We start from the raw sequence: 18,146 nt of genomic DNA, 5'->3' as shown, positions 1-18,146 counted from the left end.
CTTGGGGAGGCGTCCCGCGCCGTGCGCCGGGGCAGAAAGCGGCCCCCCCATGTCAGTCGCAACGGCGGAGACCACCATCGGCCTCGTAGATCAGGGCACTTCGTGAAGACACTTGGCTGCCCACAGCAGTAAAGATGGAAATGATGCAGCGGCGTAAAGGATGACACGTTCGAACGACTTGGCTTTCACGAAGGCGCCAGAACGGAGCCCGATTTCTTGCTTCCGAAATCCCAGGTCTTACCAAAAGGTGGCCCGGGGAGATTTGCGCATGGCCGCTTCCGCCACCAAAGGGGTCCAGTCCACCGCGCCGACGTGCCCGTCTGAGGGGAAGGGCCAATCGGGGAAGGGCCAATCGGCGCAGTTCGATGCCGCCGTGCGGGACGCCAAGACCGCTCCCGCCGCGGCCGACGCGCCGACGCCCCGGCCGGCGAACGACGCGGCGCCCGGCGCCAGGACGACGAAGGACGCCCCGGCCGCGTCCTCGCCGACTCCGGGACGCCTCCCCGCCATTGCCGAGGGCGTGCCGCCGGCGCGGCAGCAGGAGATCCGCGACCTCGTCGCCAACCGTACGGACGGCGACTGGCACCCCTTCGGCCGAAACAGCAGCGACGAGGTCCGCGAAGCCCTGCACAACCTGCCGCCCGCGGAACAGCGCTACCTGCTTGATCAGGCCTTCGCACGCTGGGACGGGGGAGGGGGCGGCGGTTGGTCGAATGCGGACAACTTGGCGAGTTCGACGCGCGCCGACCCCGCCCTCGGCGGCCTCGTGGCGGAGCGCGCGGCGGTCCGCTCCCTCGACGCGATGGACCGCGCACGGCGCGATGCCGCTGCCGGCAAGGACGCCGACGACCTGACCGCCGCCGGCGCACGCGCGGCGCACACGGCATACCTTGCCGCGGCCGGCGATCCGTCGCGGGAAGGCCCCCAGCCCGGCCTCGTCAACCTCGTCGGCGCGATGTCGCCGACCCAGGCCGGCGATTTCGGCAAGGCGCTTGCCGCCGATAACGGCATTACCCTCGCCGAGACGCTGGCGTCGCTCAACGCCGCACCGCGCATGGCCGCGACCTCCGCCTTCGTGCAGGGCGCCTTCCTCGGGCTGGCCGAACTCGACGTCGCGCGGACGCAGGGCATCGGGTCGTCGGTTTCCGGAACACTGTCGCAGGCCATCGCACGGGAATGGTACCCCGACAGCCCCGCGACCGTCGCGAAGGAGGCAGCGCGCCTCCAGGGCATCCTCGGGACCGATGCGGGACGCAGCCTGCTGACCCGCAGCTTCGGGGACTCCTCCATCCCCGCCGAGGCGCGGATGCGGGCGCTCGCGACCTTCCGCGCGCATCCGGAAATCACCGCCGATACGTTGAAGGGCGGCGACGGCTGGACGAACCCCGCCGTCCTGACCGCGATGGCGGAAGGAAGCGCGGCGAAGTTCCTCGCCCTCCGCGGCGACGGCGCGCAGCCGACGCAGGGGCGGCAGCTCGACAACATCGTCGGCACCGCGATGGGATTCCGGCCGCAACTGCCGGCCGGCATGACGGAGACCGAGGCCACCGCGGCCGCGGCGCGGGGCGACCTGTCCTACTTCCGGGACGGACGCGAGGGCGAGGCGGTCGGCAAGGTGGTGCAGCAGATCGAGGCCACCGCCGGCCCGAACGCCTCCGTCGCCGTGCTGCCGGTCCAGTATTCCTCCGACTCCACCGGCCCCGTGCAACTCCCGCTGTTCCGCGTCACCGGGCGCGACGGCCGGGAGGTCCTCGTGGCCAACACGGGCGGGCGCTATGACAGCGTCCAGCACTGGCTCGACAAGAACGAACTTCCCCCCGGCCTCGTCGTCTATCCGAAGGACATGCACCTTTCCGCCGGGGCGGACGGACGCCCGGCCCTGGCCTCCGCGCAGATCCATGACGGCTTCGGCGACAAGGCCAAGCGCGTGCTGGACGGCGCGGCGCTGGTCGGCGGGCTCGTCGCCGGCGGCCTCATCATCGTCGGCAGCGGCGGCACCGCGGCGCCGATCGTGGGCGCGGTCGCTTCCGGCTACCTCGTCGCCAGCCGCAGCAGCGAGATCGCGGACCGCGCGGGACGCAACCAGGACATCAACCCCTTCACCGATGCGACGGCGCGCGGCCTCTGGCTCGACGTCGCGGCCAACGCCGTCGCCGTCCCGGCCTTTGGCAGCGCGGCACGGCTGACGCAGTTGAAGGCGCTGAACCAGACGATCACGCCGCTGGAGGCCATGGTCACGGCCGGCCTGAACGTCGGCGGCAACGTCGTGGACGCGGTCGCCGTCGGCAATTCCGGCGCGACCCTCGCGACGCAATGGGACCAGTTGAAGCCGGAGGAGCGTGCGACTCTCGGCCTCTCCATGGCCTTTTGGGGCGTCACGACGCTCGTCACCACGCGCGGCCGGCCGCAGGACCTGTTCAACCCGACGGCCATGCGGGACCGCCTGCTGGAGACGATGCGGCCCGACGCGGGGATCCGCCTCGCGCAGGGCGACGTCACGGCGCTCGCGGAGCGGTCGCCGCAGTTCCGCGCCATGCAGGCGCGGCTGGAGGCCGAGGGCTGGCAGGTCGAGTTCGGCGCGCGCACCGGCTCCGGCAGCTTCACCGACCCGATCGAGAAGCGGATCGTCCTCGATCCCGGCCTCTACGCCAACCGCCCCTTCAACCCCGTTGCAGAACTGAGCCACGAGTTCGGCCACGCGCTCGGCGGCGCCGGTCCCGTCGCACCGGCGCCTGGCATGACGCGCGCGGCGTTCGTGGACGCCAACCTCGCGCGCATGGCGCGATCGGAGGGCGAGGCGACGCTCGCGAACCTCGCGGTGCGCGACGAGATCCTGACCGCCGGCGGGCCGGATATCGGCGTTTCCGGCAGGCAGGGCGCGGCCTACCAGGCGATCTACGACCGCGTGCGCGCGGGCGGCGACCGCGACGCCGCGGCGCGCGAAATCGGCGACCTCATCCTGCGCGGCGACAGCCCGTCCGGCGCGCCCGCCCAGACCTATGGCGAGGCCTACCGCGACGCCCTGAACCGCGCCTGGGCCGAGGAGTTCGGCGACGCGGGACGCGTCCCGCCCGACTGGACGCCGCGCGATGCCACGTCCTTCCTCCTCCGCGGTCCCGGCCCGGGCCGGCCGCTGCCGGCGGACGACTTCCACGCCCCGGCGCGGCAGGTCATCGGCGACCTCCGCCCCGGGGAGGTCCTGACCGTCCCGCGCAGCGATGGCCGCGTCGAGCCGGGCTGGGTCGTCGCGGAGGTGGACGCCGCCAACGGTCAGGTCACGCTCGCGTCGCCGCCGACGCCCTGGAACCCCTTCGCCCAGCGCCTCTCCAAGACCTTCGACGCGACGGGCATGGGCGCGCTCGCGCAGCACAACCCCGCGCTCGCGCAGCGGCTCGACGCCGCCTCGGCCGACACGATCCAGTCGCGCATCGCAGCCCTCGCCCCGGGGCAGGGCCTGCGTCTCGGGCGGGAGGGCGACGTCGCGATCTACGACGCCGCCGTCAGCCGCGACCACCTGACCGTCACGCGCGGCGACGACGGGTCGTTGCGAGTCGCGGACAACGGCTCCGCCAACGGCACGTCCCTCGTCACCCGCGACGGACGACGCATCCCGCTGCGGCCGGAGGGGGTGAATGTCGGCCCCGGCGCGACGGTCGAACTCGGCCCCAACTTCCGGTTCACGGTCCCGCAGCCCCGTGCGGCCGCGACGCCGCGCCTGTTCTTCACGCCGGACGCGCAGGCTGCGTCGCGCCAGTCGCTCGAGCGCTACGTGGACGATGCGATCGCGGCGGGCGGGCAGCCCGACTTCTACGGGCTCTACGCCACGGCGAAGCAGCCGTCCGCGCCGACGATGCCGCGCGGCGCCTTCGACGCGGCAGTGGCCCGGCTCGACGACGCCGCGGCGGCAAACCGCGTGCGGGTCCAGAAGCAGGGCGAGCACTTCCACCACTACTACTTCGCCGCGACGGACCGGGTGACCGAGCGCGTCTACGTCAATGCCAGCCCGGACCACACCGCGGACCTGGCGCGCGCCATCATGCAGGAGCGACTGCGCGACCCCGGCGCCTTTGACGGGCTGATCGGCTTTAAGATCAGCGGCTACGACTCCCTCGGGCAGCGTCCGGACTCCGCGGTGATCTACACCGCCGGCGGCGCCGGCACGGACCGCGCGGCGCAGCTCATGCTCCGCCTGCGCGCGCAGCACCCCGAATGGTTCCAGGCCGAGGTGCCGGCCTTCACGGCGCCGGTGGCCCCCGGCATCGCGATCGGCGCGGAGCCGCCGGGCCGCGGCAGCCAGAGCTTCGGTAGCCTGCGGGCGGACGCCATGGCGGCGGCCTGGGCGCGCACGCCGGCGGGACCGGCCGGGACGAAGGACCGCGACCACCTTATCGCGCACTTCCGGGAGGAACTGATCGGACGCGGTGTGGACCCGGACCTCCCGTACCGGAATGTCCGCTAAGTCCAAGGTAGGAGGCCAAACTTCAGAAAGCCTTTCGGTACTGAAAGACATGACGGATATGCGACGCGATCACTTGCCGTGCCGCATATCCTTCATCCCAGCTTCACCGGGCTTTCGTTGAACGGCGTGTGCTGATCTTCACCTTCCTGATCATGAGGCGGCCGTGACGGGCCGCTGCACAGGATCAGGAGGACCCGATGGCACCTCTCGACGCGGCCAGACCGTCCGGCACGCCCGGCGCCGGCCAGGGCAACACCCCGCGGCCGGACATCACGGCGGCCAAGGCCTTCGACCACGCCGCCGCGAAGGGCACTGGCGCCCGGGGCACGTCCCAGGGCACGTCTCAAGGAACGTCACAGGGAACGTCCACGGCGCCGCAGGCCGGGGCGTCGCCCACGACCGCCGGCGCGACGCAGGCGGCGACGGACCCCGCCGGCGCGATCGAGCGCCTGAACAGCGACGGCGACCAGGCGGTGATGCGCCTGACCGGCGAGGCGAAGGTCTCGGTGCCGACGCCCTGGAAGTTCAACGTCTCCGGCAAGGCGCAGTACGGGTTCGACGCGACGGTGCGCCAGGTCGGCGACGCTCCGGCCAGGCCTGGCGCCGAGCCCCCGCAGTTTGAGGTCGCCTTCTCGAAGCGCCTCCTCGCGGGCCTTGGCCCCGAGGCGAAGCTCGGCGATGCGGCGAAGTTCGGCGGCGAGCTGAACCTGCGCACCGCGGACCGCGTCATCCTCCGCTTCGACAGCAAGGCCGAGGCGACGCGGGCAGTGGAGGCGCTGCGCCAGGTCGCGCTCGCCGAGACGATCCGCGACGCCTCCGCCGCCGTCCCCGGCCCGATCCCCGGTGCCTCGGGCCTGCCGAACAACCCCGCGGGCAACCCACTGAACGGCGCCTCGGAGGTGCCGGGCTCCGGTGGCCTCCAGCCCGGTGCGAGCGAGGCGGGCAACGGCCCCGGCGGTCCCTACAACCCGGACAACGCCCCGGAGATCGCCGGCGAGATTCTCGCCCGCAAGGTCGAGCCCTCCACCGCGGAGCAGCGATTCCTCCAGGACCACATCGTCGCCTACGAGCAGCAGGTCTCGCTGCAGGAGCGCGTGAAGCTCGAGGGGAAGCTGAACGCCTTCGGGCTCGAGGGCCGTTTCGACGCGGAGGCCCGGGTGATCCGCCGGGTGGACCTGCCGCAGGACGGCGGGCCGGGGCGACTCTCCTATTCCATCGAGGGCGCGAGCGCGCTGACGACCCGCGAGAAGCTGGACTTCAAGGAAACCCTGCTCGACCCGACGCGCGCCGGTCCGGACGGCAACCCGCTCAAGATCGGCTCGAACGCGGTCAACGTCTCGACGATCCGCGACATCGGCGACGTCAGCGGCCGCATCACCCTTTCCTGGGACGTGCCGGCGGACCGTTTCGCCGCCTCGGGCCAGCCCTTCCCCGACGCCGAGGTCCTGTCCGACGGAGGCTGGAAGCATCCCGACGAGCTGTCCGTGCGCGTCACCGCGAACGGCATGGTGCAGTCGCCGCTCGACGTCAGCCGCACGGACCAGGTGCAGATGCTCGCGGAGGCGACGCTCCGGAATCCTGACGAGCACGCGGCCCGGATCCTCGACGGGCTCGCGCACGGCCATCTCCGCGAGGCCCTGGCGCAGGTTCCTGCGGACGCCGCGGTCCGGACCCGCGCGCGCAGCTCGTCGAGCGCGACGGGGTCACGACGCAGATGGACCTCGGGATCGACCGCGGCGTCGAGGTGAAGGCGAGCATGATCGCGGAGCTGGGCAACGACGACGTCGTCGCCCGATCCGAGCGGCGCTGGACCGGCGCGCAGCCTCCCGCGGCGGTCCCGCCGGCGCAGGCCCCGGCCACACCGGCCGCGCCGGAGCAGGTCGTGATCGCCCCCCGCGACGGCGTCAGCGTGCGCCCGTCGCCCGGCACCGACGAGCCGCGCATCGGCGTTCTCCAGCACGGCACCTTCGCGGAGCCGACGGGGCGGGAGGCGCGGGACGCGACGGGCCGCGCGTGGATCGAGCTGCGCTCGACCGACGTCGCGGATCGCCCGATCACCGGCTGGGTCGCGGCGGAATACACCGCGCCGCACCCGGCCGGGGCGATGGACGCGACGGGCCGGACGAACCCCGACCTTGCAGATGCCGGCTATCGTCCCGTGCAGGTCGAGGCGGGCGACACCCTGTGGGACGTCGCGCGGCGCGAGGGGGTGGACTTCCAGGAACTGCTTGCGCTGAACCGCGACCACCTGATCCGGCCCGACCTGATCTTCCCGGGCGACACGGTCTATGTCCCCGCGCCGCGCGGGCCCGCGCCGGAACGCCCGTGATCCGCGGCGGGCGTCGCGACGGCGACCAGCCCGCGGAAGTGCCGCGCAGAGCGGGCGCCTCGGCCGGCGTTCCAGCACCTGCCTGAGGACCAGACCGGCCGCTCGGCGCGGTCGCGCTCGGGGCGGTTCCTCTCCGGGTCGATGCGCTCTGCCGAGCACCCGCTACCGCTACGCGGCCCCGCGCAGGAAGGCCGCCCGCGCCTCCGGGCGCGCGGCGATGTCGGCAGCGATCGCGCCGCGGGCGGCAGCACCGTCCCGGCGGTGCCAGGCGGCGAAGCGTGGCAGGTCCGCCGCGGTCAGCCCTGGCGTGGGCGGCTGGCCCGCCGCGACGATGGGCGGCGGGTCCTCGCGCGCCGTGGCGCTGCCGCGCAGCGCCTGGCTCACGGCCAGCCGCGCGCCGTACACGTCGGACGTCACGCCGAGCAGCCGCAGGTAGTAGTCCGCCTCAACCCCCGACCGGGCCGCGACCAGCCGGCCGGCGAAGGCGTCCGCCGGCTCGAGCAGGCCCTGGGACGGCAGGTCGTCCCGGCACTCGCGGCGGCGGAGGACTTCCGCGACGGAGGCGACGACCTTCGCCGCGGTCGCGCCATGATCCTCCACGGGTGCCGTGCCGCCGCCCGGCTGCGGCTCATCGCGCTGGACGGTACAGACGGTGATGAGTCGCCTGACCTCGTCGATCGCATCCTGCAGCAGGTTGCCTTGCTGAATCACCCACCCCGGCCCCAACTCCTCCAGCATGCGCCGATAGGTGGCGGAGGGCTGCAGCAACTCCTCCACGCTGTCCACGCGCAGCGACGTGTCGCCGCGTGCGGCGGCGCTGGCCGCTTCCCAGAGCGCGGGGGCCAGGGCCGGGGCGAGCGCTGCCACGGCGGCGGGATCGGTGGGGCGCGGGTTCACCGGGACCATGCGTGCCAGGACCATGCGGGCCAGCCTAGGACGGACGGTGTGGGCCCGCAGCACCGATCATTCCCCCTGTGTTCAAGCATCTGCGAGGGCAGGGTAAAGAAGCCAAAGTCGCATTCGGTGAAACGGCGCGATCGGATGCCGAAACAGGGTTCGGAACTGCAATGTATGAACGCGATCCTCCCCGTCTTGTGAGCCAGGGACTTCGCCCGCGCCTGCCGAACGGGGCCGCTTTCGGTTGACCATTTGCGTCGGACTATCGAAGTCTGGGCACGGTCAACAAGGCCCGGGACGGAACGCGGCCGAAAAGGAGCGCCCATGGCACCTCTGGACAGCGTCGGCACCTCCAACCGCGGTGCTTCCGGCAATGGCGGAGCATCCGGCAGCGGCGCCGCATCGGGCGGCAAGGGCGCGTCCGGCGCCGGGTCATCCAGCGCCAACGCCTTCGACAAGGCCCTGGCCGCGAAGAAGGGCCCGCCGGGCGGCGCCGACGTCCCCGCGCCGCGGCCCGCCACCGATCCGAACCGCCCGGGCGGCAACCAGGCGCAGGCCAGCGCCGGCGCCAGCACGCAAACCGGCACGCCGCACGGCGCGAGCGAAACGACGGTCGCCGGTGCGGCGGTAAGCAACGGCGTCGCGCCAAAGAGCGCGTCGCAAGGGGTCGCGGAGAACGTCGGCGGGGTGCAGCGCGCGGCGTTCGACCCGGCCGCCTCGATTGGCCGGCTGAACAGCGACGGGGACCAGACGAAGGTCTCGCTCCTCGTAGAGCCGTCCGTCAGCGTCTCGATCCCTGCGGTGCGGGTCGCGAATGTCGGCGTCAACGGCAATTACGGGTTCGAGGCGACGGTGCGCCAGGTCGGCGACGCGCCGGCGAGGCCGGGCGACCAGCCGCCGCAATACGAGGTCGTGTTCGACAAGCGCATGCAGGCCGCGGTGACCGCGCCTGCGGCTGCCGCAGGACACCGGCGTCGGAGCGGGCGGCGAGTTGAGCCTGCAGACCGCGGACCGCGTCATCATGCGCTTCGACACGAAGGCCGACGCGACGCGCGCCGTCGAGACGCTGCGGCAGGTCGCGCAGGCCGAGGCCATCCGCGACGCCTCGGCCGCCATCCCCGGCCCGATCCCGGGCGCCTCCGGCCTCCCGAACAATCCGGCCGGGAACCCGCTGAACGGCGCGTCGGAGGTGCCCGATGCAGCGGCCCCCGGCGGGACGACCCGGCCCGGCGTCGGCGGCGCGGGGAACGGCCCCGGCGGCCCCCTCAACCCGAACAACGCGCCGGAGATCGCGGGGGAGATCCTCGCGCGCCGGGCGGAACCGCCGGTCGCGGACCGGCAGTTCCTCGCCGATCACATCGCGGGCTATGAACAGGTGCTGACGGGACAGCTCTTCGCCCGCGCCGACGTCATGCTCGGCTCCAACCTCAAGGTCGGCGGCGGCGTGCACGGCACGGCGGCCGAGCGGATCATCCGCCGCGTGGACCTGCCGCAGGACGGCGGCGACGGGAAGATCACCTACTCCGCCGAAGGCCAGCTCGCGGTGACGGGGCGGGAGAGGATCAACCTCAACTCGCTGACGCCGGTGGACGTGAACGGCCACGTGATCAACATGCAGGACATCGCGGACATCCGCGGCCGGACTTCCGTGTCCTGGAACGTGCCGGCGAACCAGTTCAACGGCGCGGGCCAGCCGTTCCCGGACGCGGATGTGCTGTCCAACGGCGGGTGGAGGCACCCGGACGAGATCAGGACAACGCTTCAGTTCAACGCCCGCGCGCAGCCGCTGGACGACGTCAGCCGATCCGACCAGGCGCAGGTCATCCTGGAAACGACGCTGAAGAACCCGGACGACCACGCGGCGCAGGTTCTCGGCAGCCTCGGCCGCGGTGACTTCGGCGACTTGCGGCAGGCGCTGGCCGGGCTGCCCGCGGACACGTCGGTGCTCGCGCGCACGCAGTTCGTGGAACGCGACGGCGCCCGGTTCCGCGCCGATGCGGGCTTCGACGTGGACGGCGTCGGCGGCATGCACGTCACGCTCGTGGGCGAATTCGGCAACGACGACGTGGTCGCGCGCTCGGACCGGCGCTGGACCGGGGCGCCGGCCGCGACGGAGCCCACGACGGGTCCCGCGGAGCCGCCCCCATCCGGCACGCCCGGCCAGCTCGTGGTCGTGCCACGCGACGGGGTCAGCGTGCGCCCGACGCCTGGCACCGACGAGCCGCGCACCGGCGTGCTGCAGCACGGCACCTTCGCGCAGCCCACCGGCCAGCGCGCCACCGACGGGACGGGGCGCGAATGGGTCGAGGTCCGCTCGACCGACGTGGCGGACAAGCCGATCCAGGGCTGGGTCGCGGCCGAGTACACCGCGCCGCATCCGGAAGGCGGCATGGACGCCACGGGCCGCATCAACCCGGACCTGGAACACGCGGGATACCGCGAGGTGCAGGTCAAGCCGGGCGACACGATCTGGGACATCTCGCGCCGGGAGGGGACCGACTTCCACGAGACGGTTGCCCTCAACCGTGACCACATCATCCAGCCCGACCTCATCTTCCCCGGAGACACGGTCTACCTGCCGGGGCCGCAGGCGCCCGTCGCGGCGCAGCCGTCGGTCACGACGCCTCCGACGACGGCGCCTTCCGCGAACCCGCCCGCGGGTTCGACGCCCCCGGGCAGCACGGGTTCCGGGTCGCCGACCGGCTCCCCTTCGGCCGGCTCCCCTTCGGCCGGGTCACCTTCGGCCGGGTCACCTCCGACAGGCGCTCCATCCACCGGCACTCCGTCAACCGGCGCCTCCTCCGCAGGTTCTCCCCCGGGCTCCGGCACGCCGTCCGGGACCGCGCCCGGCACCAACCCGGGTCCCGGCTCCGGCACGAACCCCGGCTCGGCCTCCGGCACCCCCGGCGGGACGGCGCCTGGAACCGGGACGACCCCGACGACCGGCGCCCCTACGACCGGCGCCCCGACGAGCGGCGCGGCGACGCCGAACGACGTCGCCGGGCGCCCGAACCTCGAGGCCATCCAGCGCGAATTCCAGGTGCGGGAAGACCCGGGCGGCATGGTCACCTACGCCCCGCTCGGCGGCCTCTTCGGCTCACGCGAGATGACGGCGACCGAAGCGCGGCTGCTCGAGGGCCGGTCGCTGCTCGACCAGAGGCAGGCGAAGGAAAACGTGGACCGCGCCAACCAGATCGCGAACGGGCAGTTCCCGAACAATCCCGTGCCGTCCTACGTCCCGTCGAACCTCGCGGCGCTCTGGCAAGGCAATGACGGCCACCGCGACGTCATGCGCCACGCCTTCTGGTCCGCAAGCCTCGCCCGCGACCTCGGCCCCGAATTCGCGCGGCAGTTCACCACGGCGCATGAAGGCACGGCGGAGCGCGACCAGAACGCCGACCGGGAGGCGATGGACCTCTACAACAACTCCGTCGGCATCCGGATCGCGCAGCAGAACCCGGGCGCCTCGGACGAGGTGCTGACACAGAGGATCCGCGAGGCCATCGACCGCGGCGAGTTCGTCGTGATCGACCGCAACGGCAACCTGGCCTGGAGCGACCGCGTGCCCGTGGGCGGCCACGGCCTCGCGAACGATGCGGGCGTGCCGGGCGTCATCCCCACGCCGGACGGGCGGGGCGCATCGTGAGCCACGCGCCCCGCCTCCTCCTCGCAGCCATCCTTGCCGGAGTCCCGATGAGCGCGACCCTGACCACCGCCGCCGCCGCTGCCTTCGACCCCAACGCCTGGGCCCGTGGCCGGGGGACGACAGCGGATCCAATCCGCGCGCCGCCCTCGTCCCCGCGCTTCGGGAGAGCGGGCTGCTGAACCCGGGCACGCCGCGCGAACGGGTGCGCGGCCTGCTCGGCCAGCCCGAGAACTCGGACGGTCCGCTTGACCTCTACTCCCTCGGCATCGGCTTCGGCGCGAACCTCGAATACCTCGCGGTGGAGTACGACCGGGACGGCCGGCTGGCCCGGGCTGCGACGCGGCGGATGTAGCGCGGCGGGTCGGCGTCGCGCTGGGTGGCCCCGGCGGAAGGCGCTGCCTTCCGCCGGACCTCCATCTGCCAGGGAACCGTTCCCTGCACCGCACTCTGTAAACGCCCTCGGGTGAAGGGTGGCTCGCAAGCGGCACAAGCGCGCTTGCGAGCCACCCTTCACCCGAGGGCATCCTTCCACCGAACGCGGTCCAGGGGGCCGTCGCTCCCTGGTGGGTGGTGGGTCCGGGAGGAGGGCAAAGACCTCCTCCCGGGGCAACCGGCACGACACCCGCCGGACCGACGGGCCACCTCAGCCGCGCAGGCGCCCCAGCCGCGCGCCGACAGCCAGCCCGTCGCCGCGCGCCAACCGGGCGTGGGGCGCGGCCGCGATCGCCGCTTCCCCCCAGGCGCCGAGCGCGCGCGCGGCCGACCGCCAGGATCCCTCGCCGCGCAGCAGGGCCGAGGCCGCGGCGGCAAAGGCCGCGCGTGCCGCGTCCAGGCCGATCGGCGCCGCCCCCTCCCGCGCCGCATCGCGCGCGAGGTCGGGCAGCGCGAGCGCGGCGCCCGCGGCCAGGGCCAGGGCCAGGGTCGGCCGCAGGCTGGGCGTCGCCGCGCGGAGCACGTCGCCCGGCGTGGCGCCGGCGGCCTGCAGCGCGTCCCAGGTGGCCAGGGGTCCGTGCAGGCCGGCGAGCATGGCGAGCGCCGCCGGGGCCGCGGCGCCGCCCGGCGGCGGGCCCAGACGCTCGCGCCGGTGCATTTCCTCCGCCCAGTCCGCCGCGAGCGCGGCGAGCGCGGCGCGCCGTCGGGCCGGATCCTCCCCACGGCGTGCCGCCTCCATGGCCAGGAGGACGGCCGAGACCGACTCGCGCGCCCGCACCGCGCCGGCCTCGGCGCCATAGGGGCCTGCGGCCGGGCCGATGCCGTAGGCGAAGACCAGGCGCAGCCCCTCATCCGGCTCGCCCGCGCGCATGGCTTGGCCGCCGCGGAGCACGGTCCAGGTCCCCTCGTCCCCCGCCGCGCGAATGACCTCGACGGGGGGCGGGGCGCTCTCCGTCAGTTCCACCCCGTCCCCCCCGGGCCGGGCGATGCCGGAGAGCAGGAGGTGGGCCGGCAGTCCCGCGTGGGTGGCGATGCCCTGGCCCGGCCGCAGGCCGCCGAGGCCGCGCAAGCCGCCCTCGCGCAGGCGCGCCAGCAGGGCGAGGCCTTCCGCAACCGCCGCCGCGGGACCGCCCGGGCCGACCGCGACGAGCGCCGCCGTGCCGTCGAGGCGCCAGAGACGCGGCGGTTCTTCCGCGAGCGGCGCGGCGCCGGGGCCGGGCCGCAGGTCCAGCGGCACGGGCACCGCGTCGGTGACGCTGACATAGGCCGCGCCAAGCGCCTCCCGCCGCGCCTCCCCCTCGTCCCCGAGGTGCAGCGTTGCGCCGGCGCCCGGCGCCTCCGGGGCCTCCCCTGCCGCCAGGGGAGCCCCGCCGCGTCCGAGGGCCGAGGTGCCGCCGCGTTCGCCGGCGAGGATAGTGACGCCCGTCGCGACGGCGCCGTTCGGCCCGGGCCCGAGCGTGACGGCGAGGCTCGCTGGCGCGCCCTCGGGCGTCATGGGAAAGCCCTGCAAGGAGGCTGGGGTCGCCTCGGGCGGCCGTGCCGCCTGGACCTCCCGCCGGACCGCCTCCACCACCGGCGGAAGGTTCGCGTCCCAGAAGGCGGCGGTGGCCGGCGGCAGCGCCGGTTCCTGCCGAAGGCCCGTGGCGGCGGGGACGGAAAGGGCCTCGATGCCCGCGCCGAGCGGGGCGGCCGCCGCGCCCTCCGGCAGCGGCGTGCCGGCTGGAAGGGCGACGATCAGCGGCGCCCCGCCCGTGGCACTCTGCAGGGCCAGGGCGGCGTCGGCGCCGGGCGGCAGGGGCTGCCCGGGCGCCAATGGCGCGGGAAAGCCGGCGGCGACGAGCAGCGCCGCGACCGTCCCGGGCGGCAGTTCGGCTGGCTGACCGAGCGCGGTCCGTGCCTCCGCCGCCGCCGCGAGGACTGCGGGCCGGTCCATCGGGCCGCCGATGACGGAAGCGGCCTCCGGTGCGACCGCGGCCTGCAGCCCGCGCAGTGCCGCGTCCGCGGCAGAGGCGACGGAGGGCGGCGCGCCGGCACGCAGCAGCTCGCCCGCCGGGCTGCCGAGGGCATCGAGCCTGGCGGTATCGAATACCGTCCTTGGCACGGCCTCGGGTGGCGCCGTCCTGGCTTCGGCACGGGAGGGCGAGGTGGGCGCGCCCGGCGCAACGGGCGCAGTGACGGCGGCCGCTACGGCGTCGGCCCGTGCGACCGGACCCGTGGCGGGATCGGAGGACCGCGGCGCGGCTGGAGCGCCGGCGGGCAGGGACGGCGTGGTCGGGGGAGGGATCTCGGGTTGCGCCGCGCGCGGCCCGGAGGCGGGGCCGGCGGCGATCCCGGGTAGCGGCCCGGACACGGGCGCTGTTGTCAGCCCCGGCCGGGGATTCGTCGCTGAGGGATTCCCAGGGTCGAGCACGTTCGGCGCGACCGTGCGGGGTTCCCCGACCTGCCCGGCCGTGACCTCGGCCCGTGCCGTTGGGCCCGCCGGGTTCCCCTGGGCCGGGTTGCTGCGCGCCGGCGTGCCCGGGGCTGCCACCACGACGGTCACCGTCGCGGCGACCGGGAATTGGCCCGCGGGGGTGGTCGAGGGATTCGACGGCAAGGTGCCCGCGCGTTGCGGCGCCCCCGCCGGAACGGTCACGGTCGTGCCCGATGGAATTGACGCCCCGGGCAGGGCCGCCGATGCACTGGCCGCCGACGCACCGGCCGCCGATGCACCCGCCGCGGCCGGAGCGGGCCCGCCCAACACGCCCGCGACCGCCGGCGACCCCGGGCTGCCCGCCGGCATGGTCAGGCTCACCGCGGATGTCGCGCCGCCGGGGGCCACCGCGCCGAGCACCTGGGTGCCGGTGGCGCGTGCCGACGCGGCGCCAGCCGGCGAGGGCCCGGCTACGGTCGCTGAGGCGAGGCCGCCGCCCGCGCCCGGGCCGCTCGCGGTCGGGATGGCGCTCCCGAAGGGCGCGCCGAGTATGCCCCCGCCCGTGACCGGCGAACTCCCTGCCGGCGAACCCCCTGCCGGCGAACCCCCTGCGGACGTGCCGCCCGAGCCGAGGACGTGGCCGCCCGTGGCCGGGCCGGGGTTGGTCGTCCCGGAGATCGGGGCTGCGGTTCCGCCGCGCGGCCCGCCGGCCACGACGGCCGTTTCCGCAATCCGCGCGCCAGCCGGGGAGGGCGCGGCCGCCGGCTGCCCAGGCTGGGCGGAAGCCGGCGACGCCTCCACCGCCCGGCCACCGACGAGCGAGGCTACTGCCTCCGTCACGCTGCGAGTCAGGTTCGCCGTCCCGCCCAGCATGCCGCCGACGGCTCCCGTCTGGCCCATGGCAGGGGAGGGGGCGCTGGCCGCCGCGCCGGCCGAAGGGGGGCCGCGCTCCCGGCGGCGCCGGTGGGTGCCGGGCGGGCCGCAATCGCGAGGCCTGGGCCCGATGCGGCTACCGGTGCGGCCGCGGCGCCTGCCCCCGGGACCGGACCGCCCAGAACCCCCGGCGCGCCGTCCGCCGGCGTCCGGGAAGGGGCCGCAGCGACGGGTGTCGGGCCCGCCGTCACGGACCCCGTGCCGCCGTGGACCGGAGCGGCAGTGCCCGGTGCCGTACCCGGCACGCCTCCGCCGGGCGTTGAGTCACCCTGCCCCGCTATGCGCTGAGGCATGACCGGCGCGTTGCCCGGAGCCGAGCCCGCCCCGCCGGATGCGACCGGGGCCGTGCCGGACTGCGTGGCGCCGGGCTGCCCGGCGCCGTCAACGGGGGCGCCCAGAACGCGTCCCCCGACCGTCAACGAAACGCTGGTCGGTGCGGTAGGTGTCGTGCCCAGCGACAGGGAGACGAGGTCCTGCGAGCCGATGGTGATGCCGGGCGCGCGTCCCTGCGTCGCGCCGACGGGACCGCTGGGCGTGGCATCGGACGCGACGGGGCTTCCCAGGACGTGACCGGGGGTGGCTCGGCCGGGGCCGCCCGGCGTCGGGTCGGATGCGACGGGGCTTCCGAGGACGCGGCCGGGCGTCGCGGCGCCCGGGTCGCGCGGCGCCGGGTCGGGCGTGACGGGGCTGCCCAGAACGCGCCCCGCCGTGCCGCCGCCGGGCGTCCCGCCCCTCACATCGTCGGTCGCCCGTCCCTCGTCCCCCGCGTTCTTCTTCGCGAGGCCCAGGCCGACCCCTGGAACGCCGTTCGCGCCATGCACCTTCGGATCGGCCCCCGGCATGGACCCGAGGACCCCGCCAGGTCCCGGCGCCGCGGGTCCCCCGCCCTGGATGGGCGCGCCGAGCGTCGCGTCCGCCAGCGACTTCTGGAAGTCGGCGCCCGCGCCGGCGAGGCCCGAATCCTTCGGCCCCGCCCCGGCAGGTCCTCTCACCCCGAACGTCACGCGCGCCCTCCCCCCGACGACGATCGCCGCGCGCGGCGATCGGCCCCGGCCCACCCCGCGAGCCGCAAAGGCGGGATGGGCCCTGCGGGCGAGGTGAGGCGCCGGGCGGGTCCGGGCGAGACAGGTCACGGGCATCTGACTAGATCGTTCCGGCCCGGACCATCGCGCCGGCGACCTCGCCGAACAGGTCCTGCGGAACGTAGCCGCCGGGGCGCGTGCGCGTTGCGAGCAGCCGCGCCACCGCCGGTTCCTGCGCGACCGGCACGCCGGCCGCCGCCGCCCGCACCAGCAGGGCCGCGGCGCGCTCGCCCTCACCGCGCGCCACGACGGCGGGGACGGGTGTCTCGCCGCGGATGAAGCGGACGCCGACGGCGACCTCAGGCCGCGCGCCTTCGGCCGGTGCGTGCAGGATGAGGGTCGCGGCGGTCGCACCGCCGCGCGGGGCCGCCGCAGCTTCCCGCATCAGGGTGCGCCGCGCGCTGCGGACGTGGGGATCGCCGTCCTGTTCCTTCCGCTCGCGCTTCTGCTCCGTCACGCTCATGCGCATGTCGCGGCGGAACAGCCACTGCTGCAGGCCGAGGTCGCCGATGCCGACGAGCAGGAAGACGATCGCCGCCGCCGTCAGCATCGCCGTGAGCAGCGCGCCGAGCAGTTGCGCCTCGCAGGCTGCGCCACAGGTCGGGGAGAGCAGGAGCGCGCGCAGCCCGCCCCAGAGCACGCCGACCAGCACCGCCGCGAGCAGGACCACCTTCAGCAGCGACTTCAGGAACTCCATCAGCGAGCGGAGCGCGAAGATCCGCTTGAAGCCCTCGATCGGGCTGATCTTCTCGGCCTTCGGCGTGATCGGGTCGGTGGCGAAGACCACGCCGCGCAACGCGACGAGGGAGGCGAGGACCGCGACCGAGGGAACGATCACGAGCAGGGGCACGACGAGGCCGTTCAGCGCCGCCTCGACGGGTCCGCGCAGGCTGCCCAGCGCATCGAAGAAGCGGCTGGCGCGGTCCGGCGCGCGCTCCGCCCGCTCGATCGCCTCGCCCGCCGCGCGGAACAGCGCGGTCGCGAGGACGAAGAAGGTGCCGCCGGAAAGGAGGACAAAGCCCGCCCCCGCGGCGAAGGCGGCGCCCGAGACCAGGTCCTTGCCCTGCGCGACCTGACCCTTCTTCCGCGCTTCGTCGAGCTTCTTCTTCGACGCGGGAAGGTTCTTCTCCTCGCTGTCGTCGCCGCTCACGGCACGTAGCCCCTGAGCGCGTCGGCGGCGGTCGCGAGCGGCACCAGCGCGTCGCGGAGGTAGCGCGGCAGGAACATCGCGTAGAGCGGCAGGGACACGACGAAGACGATGCCCTTCACCGACATCGCGAGGTCAAAGATGTTGAGCGATGGCGCGAAGCGGCCGACGAGGGCCAGCGCCAACTCCGTCAGCAGCAGCGCGATCAGCAGCGGCGCGGCAAGGATCAGCCCCGTGCGGAACAGCGCATCGAGCAGGCCGACGAGCCGCAGCCCGGCCTCGGCCGAGAAGCGCGGCACCGTCTCCAGCGGCGGCCAGATGGCCCAGGAGTCGTAGAGCGCGCCAGTCAGCAGCGACAGACCGCCACTGAGGAAGAAGACGGCGACGAGGGTCAGGCCGAAGAGGGTGCCGGTGATGCCGGACTCGTTGGCCTGGGACGCATCGGGGATCGTCGCGGCCTCCGACCCGCGCTGCTGGTCGATGAACTCGCCGGCAGCCTCAGCCGCCCAGAAGGGCACGCCGGTGACGAGGCCGATGAGGATGCCCACCACCGCCTCCTTCACCAGCAGCAGGAGGATGACGGGACCGGCGAGGCCCGCCGCCTCCACCTGAGGCGCGAGGAAAGGAACGAGGGGCAGGGCGAGGGCGAGGGCGATGCCGCCGCGCAGCAGCCCCGTCAGCCCGAAGCGGGTGAAGAGCGGGTTCACTGCGAAGACCGCGAAGAGCCGCGCGACCCCGAGCCCGAGCGCGATCATCGGCGCCAGCAGGGTCTCGAACAGCCCGGCGAAGGCGGCGCCCATGGCCGTGC

The 18,146-nt window shown here is 74.8% G+C and carries 10 protein-coding genes; 5 read left to right on the top strand and 5 right to left on the bottom strand.

Translation table 11 applies throughout. The features are described 5' to 3' along the window. Positions 1 to 268 precede the first annotated feature (268 nt). The 3 genes from ACE7GA_RS22415 (at position 269) to ACE7GA_RS22405 (ending at position 6,788) form a co-directional block, all read left to right on the top strand. Complete coding sequence (locus ACE7GA_RS22415; protein ID WP_376091804.1) at positions 269 to 4,459, top strand: DUF4781 domain-containing protein; 4,191 nt, start codon at positions 269 to 271, stop codon at positions 4,457 to 4,459. Between the two features lie 197 nt (positions 4,460 to 4,656). Then, positions 4,657 to 6,207, top strand: a complete 1,551-nt coding sequence (locus ACE7GA_RS22410) for a hypothetical protein (RefSeq protein WP_376091801.1) — start codon at positions 4,657 to 4,659, stop codon at positions 6,205 to 6,207. Beyond that, on the top strand, positions 6,174 to 6,788 hold the full coding sequence (locus ACE7GA_RS22405; RefSeq protein ID WP_376091798.1) for a LysM peptidoglycan-binding domain-containing protein: 615 nt from the start codon (positions 6,174 to 6,176) through the stop codon (positions 6,786 to 6,788). The genes ACE7GA_RS22410 and ACE7GA_RS22405 overlap by 34 nt, the downstream gene beginning before the upstream one ends. Positions 6,789 to 6,956: 168 nt before the next feature. Here the strand turns inward: ACE7GA_RS22405 and ACE7GA_RS22400 are convergent, their stop codons facing one another. Both ACE7GA_RS22400 and ACE7GA_RS22395 read right to left on the bottom strand, forming a co-directional pair. Next, positions 6,957 to 7,709 (bottom strand): hypothetical protein, encoded by a 753-nt coding sequence (locus ACE7GA_RS22400; protein ID WP_376091795.1) that lies wholly within the window; start codon positions 7,707 to 7,709, stop codon positions 6,957 to 6,959. After that, the gene (locus ACE7GA_RS22395) at positions 7,682 to 8,512 is read right to left on the bottom strand and encodes a hypothetical protein (protein WP_376091792.1); all 831 of its coding nucleotides are present in this window, start codon (positions 8,510 to 8,512) and stop codon (positions 7,682 to 7,684) included. Before ACE7GA_RS22395 ends, ACE7GA_RS22400 begins: the two co-directional genes overlap by 28 nt. Before the next feature lie 164 nt (positions 8,513 to 8,676). Here ACE7GA_RS22395 and ACE7GA_RS22390 point away from each other — a divergent pair, with 164 nt between their 5' ends. Next, positions 8,677 to 11,331, top strand: a complete 2,655-nt coding sequence (locus ACE7GA_RS22390; protein WP_376091789.1) for a DUF6973 domain-containing protein — start codon at positions 8,677 to 8,679, stop codon at positions 11,329 to 11,331. Between the two features lie 202 nt (positions 11,332 to 11,533). Then, the gene (locus ACE7GA_RS22385; RefSeq protein ID WP_376091786.1) at positions 11,534 to 11,683 is read left to right on the top strand and encodes a hypothetical protein; all 150 of its coding nucleotides are present in this window, start codon (positions 11,534 to 11,536) and stop codon (positions 11,681 to 11,683) included. Between the two features lie 291 nt (positions 11,684 to 11,974). Here the strand turns inward: ACE7GA_RS22385 and ACE7GA_RS22380 are convergent, their stop codons facing one another. From ACE7GA_RS22380 to sctT, 3 genes are all read right to left on the bottom strand, one after another. Continuing rightward, entirely contained in the window at positions 11,975 to 13,864 is a 1,890-nt protein-coding gene (locus tag ACE7GA_RS22380; protein WP_376091783.1) for a hypothetical protein, read from the bottom strand. Positions 13,865 to 16,252: 2,388 nt separating this feature from the next. Continuing rightward, positions 16,253 to 17,341 (bottom strand): EscU/YscU/HrcU family type III secretion system export apparatus switch protein, encoded by a 1,089-nt coding sequence (locus tag ACE7GA_RS22375; protein WP_376091780.1) that lies wholly within the window; start codon positions 17,339 to 17,341, stop codon positions 16,253 to 16,255. Further along, complete coding sequence (sctT, locus tag ACE7GA_RS22370; protein WP_376091777.1) at positions 17,338 to 18,138, bottom strand: type III secretion system export apparatus subunit SctT; 801 nt, start codon at positions 18,136 to 18,138, stop codon at positions 17,338 to 17,340. The genes ACE7GA_RS22375 and sctT overlap by 4 nt, the downstream gene beginning before the upstream one ends. Positions 18,139 to 18,146: the final 8 nt, after the last annotated feature.

This window comes from Roseomonas sp. CCTCC AB2023176, from assembly GCF_042259275.1.
Classification (GTDB): Bacteria; Pseudomonadota; Alphaproteobacteria; order Acetobacterales; family Acetobacteraceae; genus Roseomonas.
The sequence above is the reverse complement of the archived record's forward strand: the minus strand, read 5'-3'. Positions and strand labels throughout refer to the sequence as shown.

What these genes read in the sequence shown, in the direction of transcription:
- ACE7GA_RS22415 (WP_376091804.1), top strand. Translation starts at nt 269, where the DNA reads ATGGCCGCTTCCGCCACCAAAGGGGTCCAGTCCACCGCGCCGACGTGC.
- ACE7GA_RS22410 (WP_376091801.1), top strand. Translation starts at nt 4,657, where the DNA reads ATGGCACCTCTCGACGCGGCCAGACCGTCCGGCACGCCCGGCGCCGGC.
- ACE7GA_RS22405 (WP_376091798.1), top strand. Translation starts at nt 6,174, where the DNA reads ATGGACCTCGGGATCGACCGCGGCGTCGAGGTGAAGGCGAGCATGATC.
- ACE7GA_RS22400 (WP_376091795.1), bottom strand. Translation starts at nt 7,709, where the DNA reads ATGGTCCTGGCACGCATGGTCCCGGTGAACCCGCGCCCCACCGATCCC.
- sctT (WP_376091777.1), bottom strand. Translation starts at nt 18,138, where the DNA reads ATGGGCGCCGCCTTCGCCGGGCTGTTCGAGACCCTGCTGGCGCCGATG.